The sequence below is a fragment of the Micromonospora arida genome (genome assembly GCF_042873195.1).
Taxonomy (GTDB): domain Bacteria; phylum Actinomycetota; class Actinomycetes; order Mycobacteriales; family Micromonosporaceae; genus Micromonospora; species Micromonospora arida.
In genome coordinates, this window is the sequence record NZ_JBIALC010000013.1 from 49,628 (window position 1) to 75,937 (window position 26,310).

Below are 26,310 nucleotides of genomic sequence, written 5' to 3' on the forward strand. Positions count from 1 at the left end.
GTCCGCCGCGTGGCCGGGCGGTGCGCTGGTCCTGTGCCGCATTGCCGGGCCGCGCGCTGCTCCTACGCCGTGGGGAGGGTCGGCAAGGGCTCTGACATGTTGAGCCGCAGGGCGGCCGCGACGGCGCCCAGGGCACCGCCCTCGTCGCCGAACTGGGCCGTCACGACGTCCAGGCGGCGGGTGTGTCCGGGGATCGCCAGCTGACCGATGGCCGTCCGGACCGGTTCGAGCACCGCTTCACCGGCATGGGCGAGGGTGCCACCGATGGCCACCTTGCCCGGGTCCAACTGCACCACCATTCCCGACAGGACTCGGCCGAGCAGCGTCGCGGCGTGCCGCACCACGTCGGAGACGATCGGCTCGCCGGCGAGTGCCCGCGCGACCAGATCGGCCGGGTCCGCGACGGTGACACCGCGCCGGGCGCACTGCTCGATCAGTGCCGACGGGCGGATCAGCAGCTCAAGGCAGCCACGGCCACCGCACGGACAGGGGTCGCCGTCGGGCTCGACGCTGACGTGACCGATCTCGCCGGCCGCGCCGTGCGCGCCCCGGGCGAGCCGGCCGTCGACGATGAGCCCGCCGCCCACGCCGTCACTCCACCGGACGTAGATGGCGTCCCGTACGTCACGGGTCGCCCCCCAGGTGCCTTCGGCCAGCGCGGCCAGTCGGGAGTTGTTGTCGGTGACGACGGCGACGCCGTACCGGTCCTGGATTCGCGTGCTGACCTGCTTCGCGGCTACCGAAGGGCTGCCGCCGCCGCCCGCCGAACGGCTCCGACCGAACACCAGGCCGGGCAGGCCGAGGCCGATCGCCTCCAGCGCCCGCAGGTCGATGTCGTGCTCCTGAACGAGGTCGTCGATCAGCTTGATCGCGGCGTTGGCTCGTCGGGCCGGCCCCGCCGTCAGCGTGATGGGGCGGCTGCCCCGGGCCAGGATGTCGTGACCCAGGGTGGCGACGATGACAGTGATCGTCGCCCGGCCGAGGTCGATGCCGACGATGCGGCCGGCGGACGGGTTGAGGCTGACGGTCGTGGACGGCCGTCCCCGGCCCCGGTGGCCGGACAGCGAAGGCTCGCGCTCGACGACCACACCGCGGGCGATGAGGTCGCCGATGATGTCGAACAGAGTGGTGCGCGACAGCCCGGTCAGTCGGATGAGCTCGGCCCGGCTGAGCGGGCCGACGCTGCGGAGCTGGGCCAGCAGCACCTCGGTGTGTGCCAGCCGCACACGCTGCATGGCATCCGGGCGTTCGATCACCGGACCATCATGACCGATGCCTCGTTTCCCACGTCGTTGCGGCAGTGTACGGGCGCGGTGGCCGGCGCCGTCACCAGTGCGAGGTGACGGCGCCGGCCGGTGGTCAGGGTGCTCGGACCGTGACGGTCAGCGCCGCCTCGACGGGGGAAGCCCCGGCCGAGCGCGCCGACAGCGTCCCGGTGTACGTCCCCGGCGTGCCGAACGTGCGCCGGGACACCATGGTGAACGCGCTGTTGATCTGCATCGCCGGGATGCTCGGCTCGCGCGTGGCGGTCGGCGTCAGCGCCTCCACCCGTCCGTCACTCCAGGTGACCGTGGCGCCCAGGTCGGCGGAGCGGAGTCCGGGGGCGGTGACCGTCCAGGTGGCGCCGGCCGGTGCGCCGACTATCGCGGTGGCCGGACGGCCGATCGCCTGCTTGCGCCACGGCACGTCGGCGGTGGGGAAGAAGTTGACGCCCTGGACCGTCAACCGGCCCCCGGCCACCGACAGGCGCGTGGTGAAGTCGGCGTAGTCGCGCTGTGCCTGCGGCGTCCATCCGACCTCGGCGGTGGCCACGAGGCGCGGGAAGCTGTAGTACTGCGCCTGGCCGATGCGACGGATGAACTCGCCCCAGAGCGCCGATTCGACCCCGAGCACGCTGGTCTCGGCGATGTTCGGGATGAAGGTGCCGGGGTCCCAGTTGTAGTGCCGGTCCAGCCCGCATGGTCCGCCGCACGCCCAACTGCCGCCGAGCGGCTGGCGGAAGTCCTGCTTCTGCGGCACGTACGTGTGGGGGGCGGGGGAGAGGACGACCTGGGCGCCGCGGCCGGTCACCGCGTTGGCCACCGCGGTGCGGTCGCCGTTCCAGTACTGCACGACGGCCCTGTTCTGTGGCAGCGTCGTGCCGGCGTACTCGTTCCAGCCGACCACCGTCTTCCCGAGCGAGGCGACAGTCGAGGTGAAGGCGTTCACCATCGTGGTGTAGTTCGCGTGGCTGGTCACGTGGGCCTCGTCGCCGCCGATGTGCAGGTACGGCCCCGGGGTCATGGCGGCGATCTGGGTCAGGACCCGCGTGACGAACTCGTACGTCGTCGCGCTGGCCGAGTCGAACGTCGAGTAGCCGACGTTGCCGGTGCCGTTGGCCGGGGCGGTCCGCTGTCCGGCGGCCGGCTTGGGCTGGGCCCCGGTCGTGTTCAGCTGGGGGATGGCGTGCAGCGCCGCGTTGGTGTGCCCCGGCATGTCGATCTCCGGAATGACCGTCATGCCGTTCACGCCGGCGTAGCGCACGATCTCGGCGTAGTCGGCCTTGGTGTAGAAGCCGGTGACACCCAGCTCGGTGCCCATCAACTGGCCGCTGTCGTTGTAGGTCATGGCGGTACGGCCACTGACCGTGGTGAGCAGGCCGTAGTCGATGCCCGCCGGGTTGCTCGCCGGGTTGTCGAGGGCGATCCGCCAGCCCTGGTCGTCGGTCAGGTGCAGGTGCAGGCGGTTGATCTTGTATTGGGCGGCGCCGTCGATGTACGCCTTGATCTCGTTCACCGGGTAGAAGCTGCGAGCGACGTCGAGCATCATTCCGCGGTGGGCGAAGCGTGGGTAGTCGGAGATCGTCACCGCCGGCACCCTCCACGTGGCGTCGACGAAAGTGTCGGACTCCACCCACTGGGGGAGGAGTTGCCGCAGCGTCTGCACGCCGTTGAGTGCGCCGTTCGCCGTGTCGGCGCTGATCTGGACCTTCGCGGTGGTGACGACGAGCCGATACCCCTCGGCGGCATGCCCGGCTGGGCCCTTGCCGGCGCCGACCTCGATGACGATGGGCGCGGGCGCTGTGCTCTGGGTGACCACCGGCAGGCCATACCCGGTGGCCGGGCGTAGCTGGCCGGCGAGGTACGTCGCGGGCGCGGTCGCCTGCGCCCCGACCGCGACGATGGGCGTGTTCCGGTCCAGCGTGTACGGCGTGCCGCCGTTCTCCGTCATCGACGCGGGTCTGGGCAGCAGGCCCAGCGAGGGCGCGGGTGGGGGCGCCGTCTCGTTCCAGATCTCGAATTCGGAGATCGAGTAGCCGTAACCCGCCCACCGCTGGTGCCCCTGCATGCGCACGTGGGACACCGGCTGCGCCGAGTTCACCGCGATGACGTCCGTCCGGGGGCAGGTGTCGCGTTGGACGCGGGCGACGTCTGTCCAGGTGGTGCCGTTGGCCGAGGTCTGCAGCGTGAAGTCACGGGCGCACGCGTTGGGCCAGGCGAGCACGACGTGGTCGACCGTGGCAGGGGTCGCCAGCCGTACCTGCACCCAGTTGGCGTCCTGGTACTTCGACGACCACCGGGTGTTGCGGTCGCCGTCGTTCACGTGCGCGGCGACGAAGTCGGCCCGGTCGAGCTCGACGCTCGACGCCGTGGCCGTGCCGGTCCGGGCCAGATTCACCGGCGCGGCGGCAGCCGCGGCCGGCGTGCCGGAGGTGACCGGCGCGACGAGCGTCGCGGCGATCAGCAGGGCGACGGGGGCGGCGATCAACCGGCGTCTCGATCCGGTGCTGTGGCGGGAGCGTGGAATCGACATGGGACTCCTTGGGCCGTCGCCCGGAGCGCCGGGCGGCTGGGATGGCTCGGTACGCCGCAGCCTGACGAGAGTCATCAATTTAGTCAATGCGTCGAACAATATCCGGCACCCCGGTGGGGTGGCGGGCGTTGTCATCGCAGCGCCATCACCCATAGGGTTGCTGGTCAGCAGACATCGGATGTCTTATGAATCGAGACAGCGCCCCCAGCTCGGTCATTTTAGTCCGGAGGGTTGACATGATTAGTCGGTTCACCAAAGATTCCCTTACCTTGAGCGCCACCCGCCAGGGAAGGCGCGCGCAATCCGACCTGGGCTACGGAGGGCCACCGTGCCGATAGACGTTCAGCCGCCCCGGACCCGCGGGCCGGAAACCACCCGCGCGGCGTCGCCACCACGCCGCGCCATACCGCTGCTGGCGTGGAACGTGATCGCCGTCGTGCTCGGCATCGGCATCTGGACCGTGCTCGCCCGGGTCGGGGTGTCGGGCCTTCCCGGCCCGCAGGCGGTCGCCGTCCGCGCCGGTGAACTCGCCATGGACGGCACCCTGCTCGACGACAGCCTCGCCAGCCTGCGCCGGGTGCTCATCGGATTCGCGCTCGGCACCGCCCTCGCGATTCCGGTCGGCTTCCTGATGGGGTGGTACCAGACGGCACGTGGCCTCATCGAGCCCTACGTGCAGTTCTTCCGCACGATCCCGCCCCTGGCCGTCATCCCGTTGGCCATCCTGCTCATGGGCATCGGGGAGACGCCGAAGATCTTCGTCATCTTCCTGGCCGCGTTCCTGTCCTGCGTCGTGTCGACATTCCAGGGCGTGGTGAGCGTCGACCGCACCATGATCAACGCGGCCCGGGTGCTCGGCGCCAACGACGCTGTGGTGTTCCGCCGGGTCATCGTCCCCGCGTCCACCCCGTTCATCCTGGTCGGCATGCGCGTCGGCCTCGGCGCGGCGTGGGCGACCCTGGTGGCCGCCGAGCTGATCGCCGCGCAGGAAGGCCTCGGCTACCGCATGCAGCAGGCGCAGATCTACTACGACCTGCCGAGCATCTTCGTCGGCCTGATCACCATCGGCGTGCTCGGCCTGATCATGGACCGGCTCCTGCTCACCACGGAGAAGCGCCTCACCGGATGGCAGGAACGCCGATGACCGAGAAGATCTCCTTCCGCTCCACCAGCCGCACCTTCGAGGTGGGCGGCAAACCGTTCCACGCGCTGCAGAACGTCGACCTGGACATCGCCGACTGCGAGTTCGTCACCGTGGTCGGCCCGTCCGGTTGTGGCAAGTCGACCCTGCTGAACATCGCGGCCGGCCTGGTCGAACCCACCGGCGGTGAGGTGCTCGTCGACTCGCGACCGGTGCGTGGGCCCGGCCCGGAACGCGGCGTCATCTTTCAGCAGTACGCGCTGTTCCCCTGGCTGACCGTGCGGCAGAACGTCGAGTTCGGTCTCCAGATCGCCAAGGTCGGGCGAGCGGAGCGGCGGCGACGGGCGCAGCACTTCATCGACCTGGTGGGCCTCACCGACTTCGCGGACGCGCTGCCCCGGATGCTGTCCGGGGGCATGCGGCAGCGGTGCGCCATCGCCCGCGCGTACGCCGTCGACCCCGGCGTCCTGCTCATGGACGAACCCTTCGGCGCCCTGGACGCCCTCACCCGGGTGCAGATGCAGGATCAGCTCCTGGCCACCTGGGGCTCCGAGCGACGCACCGTCATGTTCATCACCCACGACGTCGACGAGGCCGTCTACCTCGCCAACCGGGTCGTCGTCATGGCTGCCCGGCCCGGCCGGGTGCACGAGGTCATCGACGTCGACCTGCCGTGCCCCCGCACCGAAGCGGTTCGCCTGTCACCGGAGTTCTCCCGGATCCGCAATCGGGTCTGGCGCGCCGTCTACCACCAGAACCCTCAGGAAGGTGCATCACGATGAGCCCTCTCTCCCGTCGCTCCCTGCTGACCGGCCTCGCCGGCCTGGGCACCGCCGCAGCCCTCAGCGCCTGCGGCGACGACGAGTCCGGATCCGGCGGCTCCGGCACCGAGCCGGTGAAGCTGGGCTACATCGCCGACTTCACCGGCGCGAGCCTCATGGCGATCGCCGACGACAGGAAGCTGTGGGCCGAACACGGTCTCAAGCCGGACCTGAAGGTCTTCACCAACGGCCCCCTGCAGGTGCAGGCGCTCGGCGCCGGCGACCTCGACTTCGGCTACCTGGGCCCTGGCGCGATGTGGTTGCCGGCCTCCGGCAAGGCCCGGGTCATCGCCATCAACTCGCTCGGTTTCGCCGACCGGGTCATCGCCCAGCCGGGCATCACCTCCTTGGCCGCGCTCAAGGGTAAGAAGGTCGGCGTGCCGGAAGGCACCTCCGGCGACATGATCGTGCGGCTGGCCCTGCAGCGCGCCGGCCTTTCCATCGACGACGTCGAGAAGGTCGCGATGGACCCGAGTACGGTCGTCACCGCGTTCGGGTCGGGTCAGATCGACGCGGCCGGCATCTGGTACCCGCTCATCGGCACCATCAGCAAGCGGGTGCCGAAGCTGACCGAGCTGGCCAAGAACGACGACTTCTACCCGGCCATCAGTTTCCCGTCCGCCTACGTGGGCCGCAACGACGTGGTGACCGGCAAGCCGGACCTGGTGAAGAAGGTGCTCGCGGTGCTGCGTGCCGCCAACGACGAGCGGGCGGCCAACGTGGACCGCGCGGTCGAGGTCACCGCGAAGTTCCTCAAGTCGGCCCCGGTCGACCAGTTGCGCGCCGAAGCCGCCAACGCCCGGTTCCTGCCGTCCGCCGAGCTCGCCGCCAAGTCCACCGACGGCACCGTCGCGGGTTGGCTCACCGGTCTCAACGGGCTCTTCAAGGACCTGGGGAAGCTGCCGAACGCGGTCGACCCGAGCACCTACTACGACGCCGCCGCGTACGCGTCCTGAGTCGAGTCGCGTGAGAAAGGATCAGCACGTGCGGCCCAACATCGTCTTCATCATGGCCGACGACCACGCCGCGCACGCGGTGGGCGCCTACGGAAGCAAGATCAACGAGACTCCACACATCGACCGTATCGCGGCCGGTGGTGCCCTCCTGGAGAACTGCTTCTGCACCAACTCGCTCTGCGCGCCCAGCCGGGCCACCATCCTCACCGGCACCTACAACCACGTCAACGGCGTGCAGACGTTGTCGACCGAGTTCGACAACCGGCAGCTCGTCTTCCCGGAGCTGCTGCGCCGCGCCGGTTACCAGACGGCCCTGGTCGGTAAGTGGCACCTCGGGCACGGCCCGGAGCACGACCCCCGGGGGTTCGACTACTGGGAGGTCGTGCCCGGCCAGGGCCGGTACCGCGATCCAGTGTTCATCGGCATGGACGGCACCGAGCAGGTCCGCCCCGGCTACTGCACGAACATCATCACCGACCTGGCCGTCGACTGGCTCGACCAGCGCGACCCGCAGCGACCCTTCTGCCTGCTGGTGCACCACAAGGCGCCGCACCGCAACTGGGAGCCCGACGACAAACACCGCGACATGTACGTCGACGACGTGGCCGTGCCGGGCTCGTTCGACGACGACCACTCCGGGCACGCCGCCGCCGCCCGGGCCGCCCGGATGCGGGTGGACCGGGACCTCACCGCCAACGACATCAAGGAGATGCTGCCACCACACCTGGACCCCGACGAGGCCGCCCTCTGGACCTACCAGCGCTACATCAAGGACTATCTGCGCTGCGTCGCCAGCGTCGACGACAACGTCGGCCGCCTGCTCGACTATCTCGACGAGCACGGACTGACCGACGACACCATCGTCGTCTACACGTCGGACCAGGGCTTCTTCCTCGGTGACCACGGCTGGTACGACAAGCGGTTCATGTACGAGGAGTCGCTGCGGATGCCGTTCCTGATCCGCTACCCGGCGGAGATCCCGGCCGGCTCCACCACCAACGCGCTCGCCATGAACGTCGACTTCGCCCAGACGTTCCTCGACTACGCCGACGTGCCGGCCGATGCCCGCATGCAGGGACGCTCGCTGCGACCGCTGCTGCGTGGCGAGGACGTCGACGACTGGCGGCAGTCGGTGTACTACCGCTACTGGGAACACGACGACGACGAGCACCACGTGTGGGCGCACTACGGCGTACGCACCCACGACCACAAACTCGTCTACTACTACGCCGACGGGCTGGGTCTGCCCGGCACCTCCGCCACGGCGCAGGAGCCGGAGTGGGAGCTGTTCGACCTGCGCGCCGACCCGTGGGAGATGCGCAGCGTCTACGACGACCCGGCGTACGCGCGGATCCGGACGACGCTCACCGACGAGCTCGCCCGGGTCCAGCAGGAGTGTGGTGACGCCCCGTGGCAGCCCCCGACGTCGGTCACCGGGTGACGGACGAGTCAGTCACCCCGATTGAGCCGACCGGACCAGCCGACCGCCGCTGGCCACGCCGGGTCTACGGGGTGGGCACGGAGCCGGACCCGCGGTTCACCCTCGCCAACGAGCGCACCTTCCTCGCGTGGCTGCGGACCGCGCTGGGTCTCATGGTGGCCGCCGCGGCGGTGAAGGCATTCGGCACGGAAGGCTCGCAGTGGGCGGCGGCCGTGCTGGCGGTGCTCGCCGTCGGGGTGGCCGTCGAGGCGTTCCCTCGTTGGAGCCGCAACGAACGGGCGCTGCGGCTCCAGCTGCCGTTGCCGTCCACCCCCGTCGCGGTCGTGTCGGCGGCGGGGGTGGTCGTGGCCGGCCTGACCATCCTCGTCGTGGTGCTGATCTGATGTCGGTGCTGATCTGATGTCGTGGTGCTGATGTGACGGAGCCACCGCGGCTCGCCGACCGGGGAGCACAGGCCGAACGCACCCTGCTGGCGTGGCTTCGTACGGCGTTGGCGACGGCCACCGTGCTGGTGGCCGTCGGACGGGAACTGGTGCCGCGTCATCCGTTTGCGGCCGGACTTGTGCTGGCCTGCGCTCCGCTCGCCGTCGCGGTGGCCGTCCTGGCGCGGCGTCGGTATCGGACCGTCCGACTGCCCACCCACCTGGGTCAGCCGGAAGGTGCCGCACTGCTGGCTGCTACCGGAACGTTGGTGGCGGTCGGCGGTGTGGCGATTCTCGCCCACGTCCTCGCCCGCTGAGGGCGACGAGTGCTGCCGTCCCGGGGCGGCGATAGGGGCGCCCCGGGACGGCGAGGGCGGTCAGGCCGTCGAGCCGTACAGGTTGATCTCGGCGGCGGAGGCGTAGCCGGCCCCGTTCGCGGCGCGGGTGGTGCGCAGGCGTACGTGCCGGGCCGTGGTGGGCGCGAAGACCGCTGTCTTCAGGGTGCTGCCGGAGCCGAAGGTGCCGGCGGTGACCTGGGTCCAGGTGGTGCCGTCGGTGCTGGTCTGGATCTGGTAGTCGGCGATGGTGCCGTTGGTGCCACCGTCCTGGCGGGGCAGGTAGTCGAGTTTGTCGACGCGGAAGGTGCCGCCGAGGTCGATGGTGATCTGGTGCGGCATGGCGGCGACACCGCCGACGTAGCGGGTGTGCCAGATGGTGGCGGGGTTGCCGTCGATGGCATTGGCGGCGGCGCCGTTCTCGCCGACCGTCTCGACGCTGTCCGCCGTTGCGGTCCAGCGGGCGCGCGACAGCTGCGGGCTGTCTCCACCGCCGATCGCCTCGTCGGTCGGCGCGGCCTGGAAGACGGCCACCTCGAACGGTGCGAGGGTGATGCTCACCGGTGCGGCGGGACCCGACACGAAGCCGGATCGGCGCCCGTCGCGTTCGGTGAACTTGTACCGCTGGTGGGTCCCGCCGGGCAGCTCGAAGACCGTCTGCGGGTTGACCGTGAAGCTCTGCGCGGATGCCGACGGGTTGCGCAGCATCAGCATCCCCTTCGACGCGCCGGCCGAGGAGTTCCAGGCGGCCGTGCCGTAGACCGTCCCGGCGGCCGGGTCACCGCCGACCCAGTGCACGTCGCTGAGCAGTCCCTGGTTGGCGCGAGCCCACTTGGCGTTGGCCGCCACGGTGTCCCAGAACCAGGCAGCGCCCGGCCTGCTGGCGTCGACGAGCGTGTTGCGGACGTACAGCTCCTGAAGGCTCAGGCCGAGCGCGAAGTAGGCACGGATGTCCTGCGACACCTCGGCCTGCACGCTGGCCTTGGTCAGGTCGTAGTCGGCGGTGAACTGCGGTGTCCGGTCGGAGAAGATGATCCCGTGGTTCATCAGGCTCGGGATCGGGAACAGCGGGTTCTGCACGGTGTTGTTGCGGAACGTCTCCGAGTCGCGGTAGTTGACGTAGCGCTGCTGTGCGCTGCCCGCGCCGACCAGGCCCGCGTCGTGCCCGTCACGCCAGATCGAGTCGGTGTACCACAACCAGTACGGCGATCCCCAGGTGCCGACGGTGGCGTTGACGAACACGTCCTTCTGGTGCGCCCGCAGATCCCCCGTCAGCCCGAGCAGTGCCTCGTAGTCGGCGATGTAGTTCGCGTTCGGCCCGGACTGGTAGAGCCCGCCGCCGATGCCGTCGAGCTTGAAGCCGCGTACCCCCTGGTTGTCCATCATGTCGAAGGCGACCGACCGGAACCGGTCGTAGTAGCGGCTGCCGCCGAGTTTGAACTGACCGCCGCTGTGGGTCTCCAGTCGCTGGTCGGCCGGCTTGCTCGCGTTGATGGCCTGGCGGGTGGCGGCGCTGGTGCCGTACCCGCCGAAGGGTGACATCCACACCGACATCGACGCGCCGTACTGCGCGGCGGCGGCCTTCTGCGGTGCGAAGCCGGTGGCGAACTGGGTCGGGTCGAACGACCAGACGTTCAGATTCGTCTCGTCGACCCGTGGTGAACGCAGGTAGTCCCAGCCGTCGTCGACCCAGAAGCTGTCGATGGTGGCGCCGCGGTTGCGCAGCTGGGTGCCGAACAGGTTGATGGCCCGGGTGAGCTCGGCGCTGTTGATGACCTCGCCCGGTGGCTTGAGGTCCAGCCAACTCTGGTAGTGCAGGAACGTCCGGCGGTCGTGAGCCCGTTCGCGTTGCAGGTAGTACTGGAACGAGCGGCGCAGCTGCCCGGCCGGCGAGACACCGGTGGATGCCGTGTACACCCAGGAGGTGCCGACGGTGAGGTCCCCGGCGCGGGGCACCGCGATGTCGACCGCCGACCCGGCCACGGTGGCCTTCGCCATCGGGTTCTCGATGCCGACGAACACCGTCTCGCTGCCGGTCGTGCCGTGCGCCACCGGGCTGCCGTCGTCGTTGCCGAGCACCCGGGCGTTTGCCAGGTTGAGTTCCACCAGGCGCAGGGAGGCCACGTCGAACGTGCCGGCCACCGAGCGCACCGTGAAGCTGTGCTGCACGGAGTTGGCGCCGCCGCGCAGCCGCACCTGCCACTGCACGTCGAGTGTCCGAGTGCCACCGCCGTACCGGAAGGTGGTGGTCACCGCCTTGCCGGCGAAACGTTCCGCCAGCCGTGCCGACGCCGGGTTCGCCGGCAGGTCGCTGACCACCGGGGCGGCGGAGACGGTCGTGTTCGCCGTCGTGATGGTGCTGCCGTCGGCCAGGGTGAGGGTGAAGAGCCCACGCAGGCTCATCGGCACTGTGGCGTTCGCCGCCCGGTTGTCGAACCGGGTCAGCGACACCGTGCTGCCCTGCACGCTCCACGCGGTCGACAGCGCCGCGTTGGCCAGGGTGAAGCTGCCGCCGGAGAGCGACGCCGTCGCCGCGCCCGGCTGGACACCGGGGAAGACCAGTCCGGCGGCGTCGGTGTAGGTCGGGTCCGCCGGGACCGCCGCGCCGGCCGGGGCCGGATGGCCCCCGACCGTAGCGACGGCACCGGCGATCAGACCCAGAACGATGGCGGGCACGACGAGCCGCCGTGGCCGTGCTGTCGACGAAGATGGCAGGGGCATGGCGTGCTGCATCGTGCCTCCATCGGTGGTTCAGGCGGTGGGGGTGCTCCAGCGTTGGTTGGCGCCGTTGGTGCAGGGCCAGAGGATGAGGCGGGTGCCGTTGGCGGTCCCGCCGCCGTTGGCGTCGAGGCACTTGCCACCGGTGCGGTAGCTGCTGGTGGCGGCGTCGTAGGTCCAGCGCTGGTACGTGGCGGTGGAACAGGTGCGGACCACGATCGCGGTGCCGTCGGTGAGGCTTCCGTTCGCCGGCTCCAGGCACTTGCCCAGGGCGGTGAGGGTGCCGTCGTTGCGGTGGGTCCACGTCTGGTTACCGCCGCTGTTGCAGTCCCAGAGGTTCACCGCCGTGCCGTCGGTGGTGTTGCTGCCAGGAATGTCGATGCAGCGGCTACTGGCGGTGCCGGTGATCGCGCCCTTCTTCGGCCCGTAGACCTCGAACTCCCACAGCGAGTAGCCGAACGTGGTGGCCCGTTGCGTGCCCTGCATGCGCACGTACCGGGCGGTGGTGTTGAGGACGTGTTCGTCGGTGCCGCCGTCCCCGGCGGTGACTGTCACCGCCGTGGTCCAGGTGGTGCCGTTGGTGGAGGTCTGGATCTGGTACGCCCGCGCGTAGGCGGCCTCCCAGCGCAGGGCGACGCGGGAGAGTTCCTGGCTGCTGCCGAGGTCGACCTGGATCCAGCTCGGGTCGGTGTAGGCCGACGACCAGCGGGTGCTGATGTCGCCGTCTACCGCCGCCGCCGCCGGGAAGCTGGCCGTCTCGGTCGACGACGCGGTCACCGGGCGGTTGGTCGCCAGGTTGCCGCTCGCCACGGCCGGGCCGCCGGGAGCCCGGCCGATGCGGTCGATGATCGGGGTGAAGGCGGTGTACGTGGCGGCCGGCTTGGGCGAGCCCCAGGTCTGCTGGGCCACCACGCGCAGGATCGTCCGGATGCCCGCGGTGACCTGCTCCTCGGTTTCGGCGTCCGGGTAGTCACACCAGACGTGCACGACAGTGCCGAGGTTGCGGGAGGGGGCGTTGACGGTGTTGTTGCCCTGGAACAGATCCGGGTTCCAGCTCTCGTAGCCCCACGTCACGTTCGGCTTACCGACGCCGAGGATGTAGTAGGTGGGGTTCCACGCCTGGTTGGAGATCGTGTGCCCCCGGTCCAGCAGGGCCTGCGGGGTGATGCCGTAGTTGTACCAGACCTCGACGTGGATGTTCGACGCCGGACGGATGGTGCCGTCGGTGCCGATTCCGTCGTTCCACATCCGGGTGGTCTTGCCGCCGGCGCGGACGATGTCGTTCGCCCAGTTGATGAAGCCGTAGTACGCGTCCTTCGCTGTGGCGTTCGGCCCGTAGGTCGCGCGGGCGTACGTCAGCAGCTGCGGGTAGGCCGCGTAGTTGCCGACGTACTCGTCCGCGCCGATGTGCCAGTAGCGGCCGGGGAACAGCGGCAGGAACTCGGTGATGAGGTCCCGGGTCAGGGTGTAGGCACCCGGCTTGGACAGGTCGAGGTAGTAGGGGTTGCGGTTGCCGTTGGTGTCGGCGAGTTGCAGGTCCGGGTGGTCGGCCAGGATGGCGTTCATGTGACCGGGCATGTCGATCTCGGGAATGACCTCGATGTGGTACTGGGCCGCCAGGGCGATGAGGTCGCGGATCTGCTGCTTGGTGTAGAACTGCTCCGACACCACCTCCGGGTGAATGGTGCTCTCCAGCCGGAATCCGAACGTGTCGGACAGGTGCAGGTGCAACCGGTTCATCTTCAGGTAGGCGAGCTCCTTGACGTGCCGACGGAGCCAGTCAACGGTGAAGTACTTGCGACCGACGTCGACCATCATGCCGCGTTCGGACTTGGTCGGGCTGTCGGTGGTCGTGCCCGCCGGCACCGTGCTGGACTGCTTGAGCAGTTGCAGCACCGTCCGGGTGCCGTAGAAGGCGCCGGCGTCGGTCGAGCCCTGGATGGCGATGCTCGACCCGACAGTCATCGTGTAGCCCTCGGCGGGTTGGCTGCCGCCCAGGGTCAGCCGGATGTCGCCCGTCGCCGCGGCTCCGGTGGTGACCGGAACGGTGCGGCCGGTCAGATCCCGCAGGTCCGCGGCGAAGGTGGCAGCGTCGTCGTTGAGCTGGGCGGTGTACGCGGGATCCACCACGATCCGGGTCGCGGCGCCGAAGGTGTAGCTGCCGGTGCCCGCCGTCCACTGCTTCAGCGCCGGGATCACCTGGAGGTCACCCGGTACGGCGGCGGCCGGTGTGACCGGCACTGTCAGCAGTGCGGCGGCCAGTGCTCCCACCGCTCCGGTGACGCTGATACGTCGAAGACGCATGAACCGTTCCTCTCGGGAAAGGGTTGGGAAATCAGCAGGACGCCGGGTTGGCGGTGCTGTCGGTCGCGTACGCGGTGAGCGTCGCGACCTGCGGTACGCCGCGTGCGGCGGTGACCCGCAGCCGCAGCCGGTCACTCGTCACGGCGGTGGACAGCGGAACGATCCGCTTGTAACCGACCGTTCCGGCGGCGGCGACCTGTTGCCAGCCGCCGTTGATCCAGGCGTCCACGGCGAACGCCTCGATGCGCTGGCCGTTGCCGACCGACTCCTGCACCAGGACCCGGTCGAACGTGCGGGCCCGGCAGGCGGTCAGCTCGACCGCGCCGGTGACGGCACCACCCGAGGGCGACCAGTACGTGCCCAGTGCCGCGTCGGTGAGGGCGGCGTGGGTGCCGGTCGCGCCGGCCTTGGCGAACAGCTCCCGGCCGTACCGTGAGCGTTGCGCGGTGCCGAACCCGTCGAGGGCTGTGACGTCCGGCGTGTCGATCACGCCGGCCCGGTTCGGTGGGACGTTGAGCAGCAGGTTGGCGTTGCGGCCCACCGCATTCTCGTAGAGCTGCATCAGCGCGGCCGGCTGCTTGACCGAGCCGTTCTGGCCGGAGTGCCAGAACCAGCCGGGCCGGATCGACACGTCCGCCTCGGCCGGGTACCACGACAGGTACGTGACCGTCCCCAGGTTGCGGCCGATCAGCGCGCTGGACCCCAGGTCGCTCGACGCGGCACCGGTGAGCATGTCGTCGTCGCGGTTCAGCGCGCCGGGATCGGTGCCCTTGAACGGCAGTGCGCTCCACTCGTCGGCCCGGAACGCCCCGGACTCGGAGCCGACCCAGCGCACGTCCGGGCCGTTGATCGCGATCGTGGCGTTCGGTTGCAGGGTCCGGATCAGCCGGTACCAGTCGGCGACCTGGTACGGCTGCGGGTACGCGGTGTACGGGTTGGCGCCGTCGAACCACACCTCGGCCATCGGCCCGTACTCGGTGAGCAGCTCGTAGAGCTGGTTGAGGAAGTAGGCGTTGTAGTCGTCGGCCTGGTACGCGTACGTCTGGGTCGGGGTGCGGGTGTCCCCGGCGACGAGCGTCGGGATGGTCACCGCCCGCTTGGCGCTGCCGTTGCCGAACCGCTCACCGCCGCGTCGGCCGGGGATCTCCGCGCCGTCGGCGGGGGAGAGGTAGAAACCGACGGCGAGACCGGCCGCGCGGGCGGCATCGACTGTGGAGCGCAGGATGTCGCTCTGGCTGGTCCGACCCCACCAGGGGCTGCTGCGCACCGAGTGGGTGCTGTAGCGCGACGGGTAGAGCAGGAACCCGTCGTGGTGCTTGACGGTGAGGATGACCTGCTTGAACCCGTTGCGCTTGAGCACGTCGATCCACTGAGCGGGGTTGACCGTCGTCGGGTTGAACTGGGCCGGGTCTTCGTTCCCGCTGCCCCACTCGACGTCGGTGAAGGTGTTCATGCCGTAGTGCAGGAACGCCGTCAGCTCCCGCTGCTGCCAGGCCAGCTGGCCGGCGGTGGGGGTGACCTGGGCGGCCTTCTGCCGGATCCGGTCGAGGGTGTCGCAGGGGTCGACGGCGATGACGTTGGCCGGGCTGACCGGGCCGCTGCTGCCGGGGTTGCCGGCGCAGCCGGGCGGCGGTGGCGTGCCCCCGCAGACCGGCGCGTCGAGCTGGAAGTCGACCGGACCGGCGGCGCCGGTCATCGTCGCGAGGGCGATGGCGTCCACAGTGCCGTGCCAGCCACGGTTACGGGTCCCGGCGTCGTTGCCGAACGTCAGCAGGCCCTGCGACGCGTTGGCCGCGGCGACCGGAGTGGTGACGGTGGTGCCCACCTGGCAGCCGTTGACGTACGCGACCAGCCGGGCCGCCGAGTCGTTCACGTACTCGTAGGCCAACGCCACGTGGGTGTCCTGCGTGTCGGACAGGTTCGGCCCGCTCTGCCGGGTGTCGTAGTACGGGGCGTCCGGCCCGTACATGCCGAACTCCGTGGTGGTCTGCGAGCCGCTGGCGTAGCGGTGGTAGCCCCCACCGGCGAGGCTGAGCACCGTGTCGAAGGTGATCGTGGCGCCGCTCTGACGGCGTACCACAGCCTCGGCCAGCAGGCTCTTGTTGACGTACTTCGCACTGGTCACCGGGATTCGTGGGGTGAACCCGATGCCGGTGCCCCCTCCGGTGAGCGTGACGGCCGGACCGCTGATCGTCTCGCTGCCGGCCAGCCGGGTGAGCTGCCCGTCGACCAGTTCACCGGTCGACGGCGTGTAGCCGGTGGTGGAGGTGAACGTGCCACTGAAGCCGACATCGAGCAGCGGTTGGTAGTCGGCGGCGGCGACGCGCCACTGCTGGTTGGCGGCGGTGGTGCAGGGCCAGAGGATGAGGGTGGTGTTGTTGGTGGTGCCGCCGCCGTTGGCGTCGAGGCAGGTGCCGGTGGCCTGGTTGCGCAGGGTCTTGGTGGTGGTGTCGTAGGTCCAGCGTTGGTTGGTGGCGGTGCCGCACGTGGTGATGGTGGCGGCGGCGCCGTTGGTGGTGCTGGCGGCGGTGAGGCACTTGCCGCGGTTGCGGATGGTGGTGTCGGCCTGGCGGGTCCAGATCTGGTTGGTGGCGCCGGTGCAGTCCCAGAGGATCAGGGCGGTGCCGTCGGTGGTGGCCGCGCCGGGTACGTCGACGCAGCGACCGCTGGCCACCCCCGTGATGGCGCCGTCCCCCGGAGCCGCGACGGCCGGTGCCGCCGGTGAAGTGAGCTCGATCAGACAGGTGGCGAACAGGGCCAGGGCGGTCAGGGCGGCCCCGCTCGCACGCGGACGGTGGCGGCGCAGGGTACGGGTCATCGGACGTCCTCTCCGAGAACGGGCAGGGAGGGGTGGTGCGGTGGGTGGCGTGCGCGGGCCGGCGGCCCGATCGGTGCTACATCAGCCACTGTTGGTTGGTGGCTGTGGTGCAGGGCCAGAGGATGACGGCGGTGTTGTTGGTGGTGCCGCCGCCGTTGGCGTCGAGGCAGGTGCCGGTGGCCTGGTTGCGCAGGGTTTTCGCTGTGGTGTCGTAGGTCCAGCGTTGGTTGGTGGCGGTGCCGCAGGTGGTGATGGTGGCGGCGGCGCCGTTGGTGGTGCTGGCGGCGGTGAGGCACTTGCCGCGGTTGCGGATGGTGGTGTCGGCCTCGCGGGTCCAGATCTGGTTGGCCGCCCCGGAGCAGTCCCAGAGGATGAGGGCGGTGCCGTCGGCGGTGGCCGCACCCGGTACGTCGACGCAGCGGCCACTCGCCACACCGGCGATCGTGCCGGTCGCGGCCGTGGAGACGGCCTGGTAGCGGTGCCCGGCCTCGGCCGTGAACGTCACCCGCTCACCCGTGCGGGTCACCGGCACGGTCTGGTTGGTGGTGAGGTCCACCAGCGACGTGGTGGCCAGCATCGGGTTCCGGATGGTGAGGGTGCCGCTGCTGCCGGCGGTGAGCGTGATCCGGCTGGCCAGGCGGTTGCGCCACTCGGCGTCCACAGTCACGTTGCCGCGTGCCTTCAGGCCGCTGACCGAGCCGGTGGGCCAGGCCGTCGGCACCGCCGGAAGGACGTCGACGACACCGTTCTGGCTCTGCAACAGCATCTCGGCGACGCCGGCGGTGGCACCGAAGTTGCCGTCGATCTGGAACGGCGGGTGGGTGTCGAACAGGTTGGCGAGCGTACTGCTCTTGAGCTGTTCGCTGAGCATCTTGTGTGCGTGGTCGCCGTCGAGCAGCCGAGCCCAGAAGTTGATCTTCCAGGCCTTGCTCCAACCGGTGCCACCGTCGCCGCGTGCCGTGAGGGACACCTTGGCGGCGTTGGCCAGGGCCGGGGTGGTCAGCGGCGAGATCTGCCGGCCCGGGTGCAGGGCGTACAGGTGCGAGACGTGCCGGTGGTCGTTCGTGGGGCTGTCCCAGTCCGCCTTCCACTCCTGCAACTGACCCCAGGACCCGACCCGCAGGCCGGGGTCGAGCTTGTTCAGCGTGGTCTGCCACTGTGTGCGCAGGGTGGCGTCGACGCCGAGCGTGGTGCTGGCCTCGATGGTGTTGGTGAGCAGATCCCACACGATCTGCTCGCTCATCGCCGCGCCGGCCGAGAAGTCACCCTGCTCGGGTGAGTAGCTGGGCGAGACGACCAGCTTGCCGTCGCGCGGGTCGGCGCGCAGGTTGGCCCGCCAGAACTCGGCGGCCTCCTTCATCGCCGGGTACGCCTGATCGCGCAGGAACGCGGTGTCACGGGTGAAGCGGTAGTGCTCGTAGAGGTGCTGGCACAGCCAGGCCGCTGCCTCCGGGAACCAGAAGGCGGTGGCCCAGTCCTGCACGCCGGTGAAGCCGTACGGGTTGGTGCTGAGGTGGGTGACCCAGCCGGTCGTACCGTAGATGTTTTGCGCGGTCACCCGGCCGGGCGCCCGCAGCGCGTCGATGAAGTCGAACAGCGGCGTGGCCGTCTCGGACAGATTGGTGGTCTCCGCCGGCCAGTAGTTCATCTGGACGTTGATGTTGGTGTGGTAGTCGGCCTGCCAGGGCGGGCTGTTGGAGTTGTTCCAGACGCCCTGGAGGTTGGCCGGCAGGGAGCCGCCGCGCGACGACGCGATGAGCAGGTACCGGCCGAAGGAGAAGTACAGCGACTCCAACGCGCGGTCCTGGGCCCGTCCGGCGGCACCCGTGTAGGCCGACCGCAGGTCGTCGGTGGGGATGTTCGGCATCTGCCCGCCCACGTCGAGCCGGACGCGGTCGAAGAGCTTCTTGTAGTCGGCCAGGTGGGCCGCGCGCAGCGCCGCCCAGGTCGAGCTCGCCGCGCCGTCGACCGCCTGGGTCACCCGGGTGTGGGGGTCGACGCCGCGATAGGTGGGGTAGGTGTCGGCGTACGACGTCGCGGCGGACAGCACGACGAGAGCCGAGTCGGCGCCGGCGACCGTGATCCGGTCGGTGCCGTCGGTCCGGCTGCCGCCGGTGGTCACCACCCGGTACTGGGTCTCGTGGATCAGCCCGTTGCCGGGCAGTGTGCCCCGGACGGTGATCCGGCCGTTCGCCACCGTGACGGTGCTGCCGGGCTGGGCCGAGACGGTGCGAAGGACGAAGGAGATCTTCCCGGCCTGGCTGGCCGACAGCCGGGCGACGATCACGTTGCGGGGGTAGCTGGCGACGTACTCGCGCTGGTAGGTCACCCCGCCGTGGGAGTATCCGACGCGGGCCGTGCCCTCGGCGAGGTCCAACTCGCGCCGGTAGCCGCTCACGGTGGTGGGTGTGCCGGACATGTCGAGGTACATGTCGGCCAGGTTCTGGTACGAGCCGAATCCGGTCGCCGGCTGGCCGAGCGCGGTGGCGACCGCGCCGGGTGCCATCCGGGTGTCCCGGTCGATCTGCGCTTGCACCCCGGCCAGGGCTCCGGGCCGTGGTGAGGTCCAATTGCCGTGGTTGTATCCGGTGGCGCCGGGCCCGCCTGTCCACAGTGTCTTCTCGTTGAGCTGCAGGCGCTCGGTCTGGACGCCACCGAAGACCATGGCGCCGAGCGCGCCGTTGCCCAGCGGTAGCGCGTTGCTCTCCCAGTTGGCGGCGGGCTCGTCGTACCAGAGCGCGAGCCCGGGATCGGCGGCGGCTTCGGCCTCGGCCGCCGCCTCGGCTGGAGCGAAGCCGGATACGGATGTCAGGCACGCGGCCACGAGAAGGGCCGCGGCTGCGGCCCGCAGGACTGTCCGGATACTGCCGCTCACAGGCATAGGGCCTCCTCTATGCCATGGGAGTTAACGTGGGATGTATATTTTTGTCAATGGCTTGGACTCCACGGTCTGATGTGGTCATCCGCGAACGAGGCCGTGGCCCAAATGGCGACCCGCCAGCACATATCGACCTATTGCCGAATCGGCAGAGATCTGCTAGACGTCAGATGTCGGAGCTCATACGTTCAGAAACACCCGATGTCTGTGTGGGTGTGGTTAGGGGTGTGACCCTGCGATCGTGGCGACGGGCCCTACCCTGAAGATTTTGCGGAGGCAGCGATGGCTCTCACCGACGAGGCGATCGGCAAGATCAAGACGATGATCACCTCGGGCGAGCTCGGCCCCGGCGATCGACTACCCAAGGAGGCGGACCTGGCCCGGCGGCTCGGTCTGTCCCGCAACTCCCTGCGCGAAGCGGTGAAGGCGCTGTCCATCATCCGCATTCTGGATGTCCGCCAGGGCGACGGCACCTATGTCACCAGCCTTGCCCCACAGTTGCTGCTCGACACGCTCGGCTTCGTCGTGGACTTCCACCGCGACGACACCGTGCTGGAGTTCCTCGAGGTCCGGCGCATCCTTGAGCCCGCCGCCACGGCGCTGGCCGCGCAGCGGATGGGTGCCGAGGACATCGCCGACCTCCAGGCGGTGCTCGACAGCCTCGACGACACCCGCGACGTCGAGGCACTGGTCGCCAACGACCTGGAATTCCACCGCCTCATCGCCGTCGGCTCCGGAAACACGGTGCTGTGCTCGCTGCTCGACGGGCTCTCGGGGCCCACCACCCGGGCCCGCATCTGGCGCGGTGTCACCCAGGAGGGCGCCGTCACCCGGACCCGCGAGCAGCACCAGGCGATCGTCGACGCGATCACGCTCGGGCAGGCCGATCTTGCGCGTTCCTGGGCCACCGTGCACGTCGCCGGTGTCGAGGAGTGGCTCCGCCGGGCGCTGTGACCGAGCCACTCAGAACCGCGGCGATCCCGGCGACCGTCAGCCGACGGGCGACAGCTCCGCCTGACGCCCGTGCGGCGGCCCGGTGACGGTCTAGGTCATCGACGCCTCGGCCCTTTCGTGACGAGCTCGTCGAACGTCGGTCGGTCGCCGTCGCGCACCCGCGCCCACGCCTGCTCGAACAGCCGGGCAACGGGGATGCGCGGCACGATGACGTCGAACGTGGGGTTGCCCTGCTCGTCCATGGTCAGCAGCGGTGCCTTCCAGGTCTCCACCGGCAGGTGTGGCGCCTTGAGGGCGAGCCAGCCGCACGGCAGGAAGAGACTTCGACCGGCCCGAGGGCGCTTCGCCTCCACCACCAGGTCGCCCGCGTCGACCAGCTCCTGCCGGGCCTGCTTGAGCCGGGCGGGTTTCCATCCCGTCCACACCGCCACGTTGCGGTCGGTCGGGTCCGGCAGGGCGAGCAACTGGAGGTAGAGCGCGGCCGCGTCCGGCCCGACGCCGAGTGACTCGGCAGCCTCGGCGACGACGTGCGGCACCGACCGCGTCGGATCCTGCTGCGGGTACTCATGGGCCGTCGGCGCGGCGAGAAGGGCCAGACTGCCGTCGAGCATCATCCCCAATGCCGCGCCCGCGTCGTCGACGTAGTGGTAGCCACGCTTTCTCAGCAGCGAGAGGACCGGGTCGGTCGGCCCGGAGAGCAGGGCCGGGTACAGCTCGACCATCGTGTGGCCGCGCGATTTCACGTACGTCAGTGGACCGTGCCGGGTGAAGCCCTGCTCGACGACCGGTGTCACACCGATCTCGGTGCTGAGTTCCTCGATCGACCCGCTCTCGATGGCTGTCAACCGCAGCGCGAAGGCGGGGTCGGCCATGCGAGGCCGCAGCCTCTCGACGATCCACGGTAGGCCCACCCGGATCGGATCGTCGGGCGGCAGGTAGTAGACCAACCACGGCAGCGTACGCGCCACGTGAATGAGCACGTTCCGGTCTCGGATCCCCTCGGCGGGCCCGGCAAGCCATCGGCAGGTGTCCGGGTTGGCGAGGCCGTGCAGCAGCTCCGAGGTGTCGATGAGGGGATTGGCGAGGTACCGGTCGGCCATGACGATGAGATCGTCAGAGAGCGGTCGCCGCGCGCCTCGACGGTCGGCCCACGCCACGACCCCGTCCAGCACCGGTCCGGTGCTCCACAGCGCGGTCGGGTCGGCCGGGACCAGCGACCCGACGAGAGTGCGGTTGAGCGAGTGCCCGAGTCGGTACCAGCGGTTTCTGGCAATCGTGATCGCCGGGCTGTCGGCCACCAGGTCGGGTGGGCTCCAGCCGGGATCGGCTCGGTCGACGTGGATGCCGGCGAGGAGCAGAGCAGCCTCGGCCCGGCTGATCCCGGCGGTCTGCGAGAGGGTTTCCACCTGGCCGTGCCGCAGCGGTATCGGGCCTCGCTCGCGGGCCGTCGCCACGAAGGTGGTGAGCACCGAGGCGTCCACCGTGCCGTCGAGGAGGATCTCCTCCTCGACGTGCTGACAGCCGAGCACCGCTTCGAACGTGCCGTCGGCGGAGTATTCCAGTGCCTCGACTCTGGTCAACGTGCCCTGCACGGAGTGTTCCCTCTCGGCGCTGGCTACCAGCACCCGACACCCTCCGATGGAGACGATCGTGTTCTTCTTCGGCGGTGGCTGCAGGTCGGTGACCATGGTCAGCTGACGCAACCGAGCGCCGGTGGCGAACAGGCCCGAGTCGGCGAAGACGGTTAACAGCGCCAGGCACGCCTCGCGGCGCTCGGGGTCGACCGACGGCGATACCGCCAGATACATGATCGGGCGTACCAGGGCGAGCGAGGGGAACCATCCGCGGTCAGCCTCCACCGGCAGCACGGTCCCCTCCGCAGGTGCGCTCGCGGTGAGGGTGGCCCCGGCGGCAGCCACCATCCGGGCCGTGCCGGTCAAGCTCGGCGAGCGGAGGAACGGCATGAGCGCCGAGGAGATGAGGTATTCCTTCACCTCTACGGGGACGGCGCGGTCGTCGGCGGGGGCGGAGCCGGTGAGCGCCTCAACCGCCACCCGGTGCGCGGTGACCCGTTCGGCGGCGTACCGGACCACGCCGGCCACCCCCTTCACCATGGCCTCGTTGCTCAGCTCCGGGATGGCACGGCGGACCAGCTCGACCACGGCGGCAAGTGGCACCCGGGTCTCGTTCGCGGGCGGACGCAGCTTTCCGGCCTCGGTGATCAGCGTGGCGGCCACCCCGTCGGAGAGCCCGCGCAGCACCGCGGAGCCGGCCGGGTCACGCGGACGTAGGTGGTGCCAGAAGCCTGCGGGCGTGACGACGACGGTGCCAGCCGCGAAGTCCGAGGAGTGACGGGCCCCGGTGTAGACGCCGATCGCCCGTCCCTCGGCGGCCCACAGAGTGATCCCGTCGCCGCCGGAGTTCAGCCAGGACCGCAATCCGTGGACGGTGTCGGAGCCGGGGAAGCGGACCCCGGGGCCGGCGGCGCCGCCGAACGGGCTGCGCGAGTGGAGGCTGTATCGGAACGCGCGACCGTCGACGCCCTCGCCAACCTGATCATCGGCGGTGGCGGCGCCCACCCCCAGGTGGAAGGCGGCGTCGATGCCGTCGCCGACGTCGGCATGGCCGAGGGCAGCGCGCACCCGCCATCCGATCAGCCCGTCGGCGGCACCGTGCGGGCTGGCCTCGGCGCCCTCCGGCGCAACCCGCATCATGCTGTACGTCAGCCTGAGCGGTTGGCCCTCGACCATGCCGCTCTGGAAGAACGCGGGCATCGACTCTCGTCCGGGCTCGCCGGTCAGCGGGTCGTACTCCCGTATGTCTTCGTGACCGCGTTGGTGGACCCAGAACGTGGTGCCGTCCGTGACGGCCCGGCCCCCGTGGTGCTCGTCCCAGTCACCGACGCGCAGGGGGCGCCCGCCGTCGGTCCGTCCACCCCCGGGCAGGGCCAGAGAGTAGGAGTAGGAGTAGTGCTCGTCCGTGAACGCGTCGTCAGGAAGCCCGGTGCGGACGTCGGTGGGGGTGCCGCTCCAGTAGGCCGAGCGGCCGGGCCCTTCGAGCCAGGACACCAGGAGTTGACAGTCGACGAAGCGCAGGACGAGTCCGCTGAAGTGCCGCGCGGCCTGGACGGGCAACTGGTGCTCCAGCAGGACGTCGTCCGGCCCGACGACCCGCACGGCGCCGCCGCGGCGCAGCACCAGGGCTGGCCACTGCGGGGTCAGGACGAGCCGCTCGTCCTTCAAGGGGAGGTCGAGCAGTTCGCCCGCCGCCCGCTCGAACGCCGGCCATCCGTACTCGTCGAGGATGCCGGCGCGCAGCGTGGCGGCGAGCACCGGGGCGAGGTCGTGCCCGGCGATGCGACTTATCGCGTCGGGGTTGGTCGCACGGCCCTCGGGGGTGGCGACCTTCTGGGCCCGGGTGAGATGCCAGTCGAGTGTGGGCAGACCCTGGGCGGCCACGGTGTCGGCAAGCTCGTCGAGCCATGCGCGGACGGCGAGCCGCAACCCCGGAACAGCCAGCACCCGGCGTACCTCGTCGGGGTTGGCCCCGGCGGGCAGGTGTCGCTCGACGGCCCGGAACAGGGCGGTGAGGAAACGGGGATCCGCGGCGACGGCGGTCAGGTCGCGGGTGATCGGCCTGTGCTGCGGGAACAGGCGGTTCACCGGGAGGCCGTAGGTGCGGGGTGGGTCGGCGACCGGGACCCCGGCCGCGAGGCAGACGTCGAGCAGTTCGACGTCGTTGTGCGATCTCTGGACGAGGCGCACCGGTACGCCGTCGGCGACGAGCCGGGGCGCCATCCGCTCCGCGAGACCGTACAGACCGGGAATCCGGTCGTCGGGCCACCTCTGCACGCAGTGCCGGGCGAATCGGCCGAGCCACCCGGCCGGACCCTCCGACGGCTCGGCCTCGCGGGGCGTCTCACCGGCGGGGGCCGTCAGGGCGGCGGTCGCCCCGGTCGTCTCCAGCAGCGCCAACCAGGCCACGCCGTGGACGTCGGGCGGCAGGAAGGAGAGCAGGTGTCCGCGGACGGCCGGATTGTCGGCGGCGAGAGCGGCGAGGGCGGGACCGTAGGCGGTCCAGAACACCTCGGGCGCGCGTCGCAGCGCAGGCGCGGTGAGGACCTCCGTGAGCACCTGCCGGTCGACAGTGATCGGGTCGAGCCCGGCGGCCTTCGCCAGGCGGCGCAGGTCGGCGTGCATTGTGGCGTGTGGTGGCAGGCCGCCGAGGATCCGTTCGGTGCACAGCCGACGGAACCGGTCCAGGGCCACCTCGGGGTCGGCGCTGCGGGCAGCGAGGTCACGGGAGTGCGCCGACAGTGCCTGCGCGCTGACCGCGTTGGCGAGCCCGAACTCCACGAAGGCCGCGTGGACGCGCTCCTCATCGACGCTCAACGAGAACGTCTTCTCCGCCTGACGGGCCTTGTCGAACATCATCGCGGCGTAGGAGAGGCTGTCGGCGGCCAGGAACGCGCGACCGGCCTGCTCGTAGAACGTCGGCAGGAAGTGCGGCACGGACCGGGCGAGCCGGTCGCCGAGGGTGTCGAAGCCGTTCTTGGCCGGGCCGACCCGCGACATCGCCAACCGCGACAGCCGATCGATGTCCTTGACCAGGGCCAGAGCGTGGTGGCCGTTGGCCGGATCGTGCACCAGCACCCAGGCCGGGAAGCCGACGGCGCGCTGGCGGGTGAGGCCCACCGAGGTGACCCGGTCCGGCCGGTCGAAGCCGAGGAACTCCATCGACAGGTCCTCGGCCTCCGACAGTGTCGAGGGGACCAGCCGGACCACGGCCCGGTCGGCCAGCCCGGGATGGCGGTAGGACCGTGCCCGCAGCTCGTCGGCCAGGTCGGCCCTGACCACGGTGCTTCCCAGCGGTACGACAGCCCCCGCCTCCAGCAACGCCTCGGTCGTCACGCTCACTGCTGCTCCTCCGACGTCTCCACGACTCGACCGGCGTAGAGCGCGGCCGCCATCCGCATGCCTTCCGACCAGGCCACCGGGCCGACCGCGGTGAGCGGTCGGTTGGTGCCGGTGCCATCGCTGAAGACCAGCCTCCCCGTCTCGGCCTCGTTCTCGGGGCGGTCGGAGCCGACCCACGAGCAGGCCTCGACGTTCTCGCCGCCCTCGAAGATCCGGCAGAAGGCGAAGCCACCCTGCACCGGGTAGCCGAGCGAAGCGGCCCGGGCGAGCAGGTCCCGCAGCTCGTCGAACCGGCCACCGGCGAAGTCGTCGACGGACATGGCGGCGGGGTCGAGGGACGTCGGTCGCTGCCACGTCTCGCGGAAGAGCTGGTCGACCGGCTGCGTGACGATGAGATCGGCGGCGAGTGCGCGCAGGTCGTCGAGGTCGGCCAGCAGCACGGGATGCGGGATGAGCATCCGGTCGGCGGACAACCGGACGCTCTCGCCGTCACGGTTGACCACGCCGACGCCGTTGTCGTCGACGTCGCGCAGGAAGCCCACGGCGTCGGGGTCCCAGCTGTCGTCCTCGTTCAGGCCGGCGACCACGAGGTCGGTGAGCGCGGTGCGCCACGCCTCGTCTGCCCAGACCTCGGTCAGGGCGATCGCGGGGATCGGCAGGGAGCGGATCATCCAGCGTTCCGCATCGGCCCGGCAGTCACGCTCGTGCTGCTCCAGCCACTCCGCGAGCTGCTCGAGCTCGGTCACCACCGGGTCCCCCGGACCGTCCGGGGCAACGACCGGAGTTCCTCGCCTGCCGAGTTCCGGCAGACGAC

General features: G+C 70.4%; 15 protein-coding genes. 7 read left to right on the forward strand and 8 right to left on the reverse strand.

Annotated features, from left to right (window positions below):
• Positions 1-62: 62 nt before the first annotated feature.
• Both ACFYP0_RS28255 and ACFYP0_RS28260 read right to left on the reverse strand, forming a co-directional pair.
• On the reverse strand, positions 63-1,256 hold the full coding sequence (locus ACFYP0_RS28255; protein ID WP_355495119.1) for an ROK family transcriptional regulator: 1,194 nt from the start codon (positions 1,254-1,256) through the stop codon (positions 63-65).
• Between the two features lie 103 nt (positions 1,257-1,359).
• Positions 1,360-3,792 (reverse strand): family 20 glycosylhydrolase, encoded by a 2,433-nt coding sequence (locus ACFYP0_RS28260; protein ID WP_386998137.1) that lies wholly within the window; start codon positions 3,790-3,792, stop codon positions 1,360-1,362.
• A gap of 328 nt (positions 3,793-4,120) precedes the next feature.
• Here ACFYP0_RS28260 and ACFYP0_RS28265 point away from each other — a divergent pair, with 328 nt between their 5' ends.
• The 6 genes from ACFYP0_RS28265 to ACFYP0_RS28290 are packed head-to-tail and all read left to right on the forward strand — an operon-like array spanning position 4,121 to position 8,890.
• The gene (locus tag ACFYP0_RS28265) at positions 4,121-4,936 is read left to right on the forward strand and encodes an ABC transporter permease (protein WP_386998139.1); all 816 of its coding nucleotides are present in this window, start codon (positions 4,121-4,123) and stop codon (positions 4,934-4,936) included.
• Positions 4,933-5,715 (forward strand): ABC transporter ATP-binding protein, encoded by a 783-nt coding sequence (locus ACFYP0_RS28270; protein ID WP_386998141.1) that lies wholly within the window; start codon positions 4,933-4,935, stop codon positions 5,713-5,715. Before ACFYP0_RS28265 ends, ACFYP0_RS28270 begins: the two co-directional genes overlap by 4 nt.
• Positions 5,712-6,710, forward strand: a complete 999-nt coding sequence (locus ACFYP0_RS28275) for an aliphatic sulfonate ABC transporter substrate-binding protein (protein ID WP_124859030.1) — start codon at positions 5,712-5,714, stop codon at positions 6,708-6,710. Before ACFYP0_RS28270 ends, ACFYP0_RS28275 begins: the two co-directional genes overlap by 4 nt.
• 28 nt (positions 6,711-6,738) lie before the next feature.
• Complete coding sequence (locus ACFYP0_RS28280) at positions 6,739-8,151, forward strand: sulfatase family protein (RefSeq protein ID WP_208741271.1); 1,413 nt, start codon at positions 6,739-6,741, stop codon at positions 8,149-8,151.
• Positions 8,148-8,534 carry a YidH family protein gene (locus ACFYP0_RS28285; protein WP_208741269.1) on the forward strand — a complete coding sequence of 129 codons (387 nt, stop codon included), beginning with the start codon at positions 8,148-8,150 and terminating at the stop codon, positions 8,532-8,534. The genes ACFYP0_RS28280 and ACFYP0_RS28285 overlap by 4 nt, the downstream gene beginning before the upstream one ends.
• A 32-nt stretch (positions 8,535-8,566) precedes the next feature.
• On the forward strand, positions 8,567-8,890 hold the full coding sequence (locus ACFYP0_RS28290) for a DUF202 domain-containing protein (protein WP_124859028.1): 324 nt from the start codon (positions 8,567-8,569) through the stop codon (positions 8,888-8,890).
• A 60-nt stretch (positions 8,891-8,950) separates the two neighbouring features.
• Here the strand turns inward: ACFYP0_RS28290 and ACFYP0_RS28295 are convergent, their stop codons facing one another.
• From ACFYP0_RS28295 to ACFYP0_RS28310, 4 genes are all read right to left on the reverse strand, one after another.
• The gene (locus ACFYP0_RS28295; RefSeq protein WP_386998145.1) at positions 8,951-11,584 is read right to left on the reverse strand and encodes a discoidin domain-containing protein; all 2,634 of its coding nucleotides are present in this window, start codon (positions 11,582-11,584) and stop codon (positions 8,951-8,953) included.
• A 75-nt stretch (positions 11,585-11,659) separates the two neighbouring features.
• Entirely contained in the window at positions 11,660-13,930 is a 2,271-nt protein-coding gene (locus ACFYP0_RS28300; RefSeq protein WP_386998147.1) for a family 20 glycosylhydrolase, read from the reverse strand.
• A 31-nt stretch (positions 13,931-13,961) separates the two neighbouring features.
• Complete coding sequence (locus ACFYP0_RS28305) at positions 13,962-16,748, reverse strand: alpha-L-fucosidase (RefSeq protein ID WP_355495099.1); 2,787 nt, start codon at positions 16,746-16,748, stop codon at positions 13,962-13,964.
• 76 nt (positions 16,749-16,824) lie between these two features.
• A complete protein-coding gene (locus ACFYP0_RS28310) occupies positions 16,825-19,629 on the reverse strand; it encodes a glycosyl hydrolase family 95 catalytic domain-containing protein (RefSeq protein WP_386998150.1) in 2,805 nt (934 codons plus the stop codon).
• A 279-nt stretch (positions 19,630-19,908) separates the two neighbouring features.
• On the opposite strand from ACFYP0_RS28310, the gene ACFYP0_RS28315 reads away from it, so the two are divergent.
• Entirely contained in the window at positions 19,909-20,580 is a 672-nt protein-coding gene (locus ACFYP0_RS28315) for a FadR/GntR family transcriptional regulator (protein ID WP_386998152.1), read from the forward strand.
• A gap of 95 nt (positions 20,581-20,675) precedes the next feature.
• Here the strand turns inward: ACFYP0_RS28315 and ACFYP0_RS28320 are convergent, their stop codons facing one another.
• Positions 20,676-25,496, reverse strand: coding sequence for a hypothetical protein (locus ACFYP0_RS28320; RefSeq protein WP_386998154.1), 4,821 nt, complete (start codon positions 25,494-25,496; stop codon positions 20,676-20,678).
• Complete coding sequence (locus ACFYP0_RS28325; RefSeq protein ID WP_386998156.1) at positions 25,493-26,242, reverse strand: DUF4132 domain-containing protein; 750 nt, start codon at positions 26,240-26,242, stop codon at positions 25,493-25,495. The genes ACFYP0_RS28320 and ACFYP0_RS28325 overlap by 4 nt, the downstream gene beginning before the upstream one ends.
• Positions 26,243-26,310: the final 68 nt, after the last annotated feature.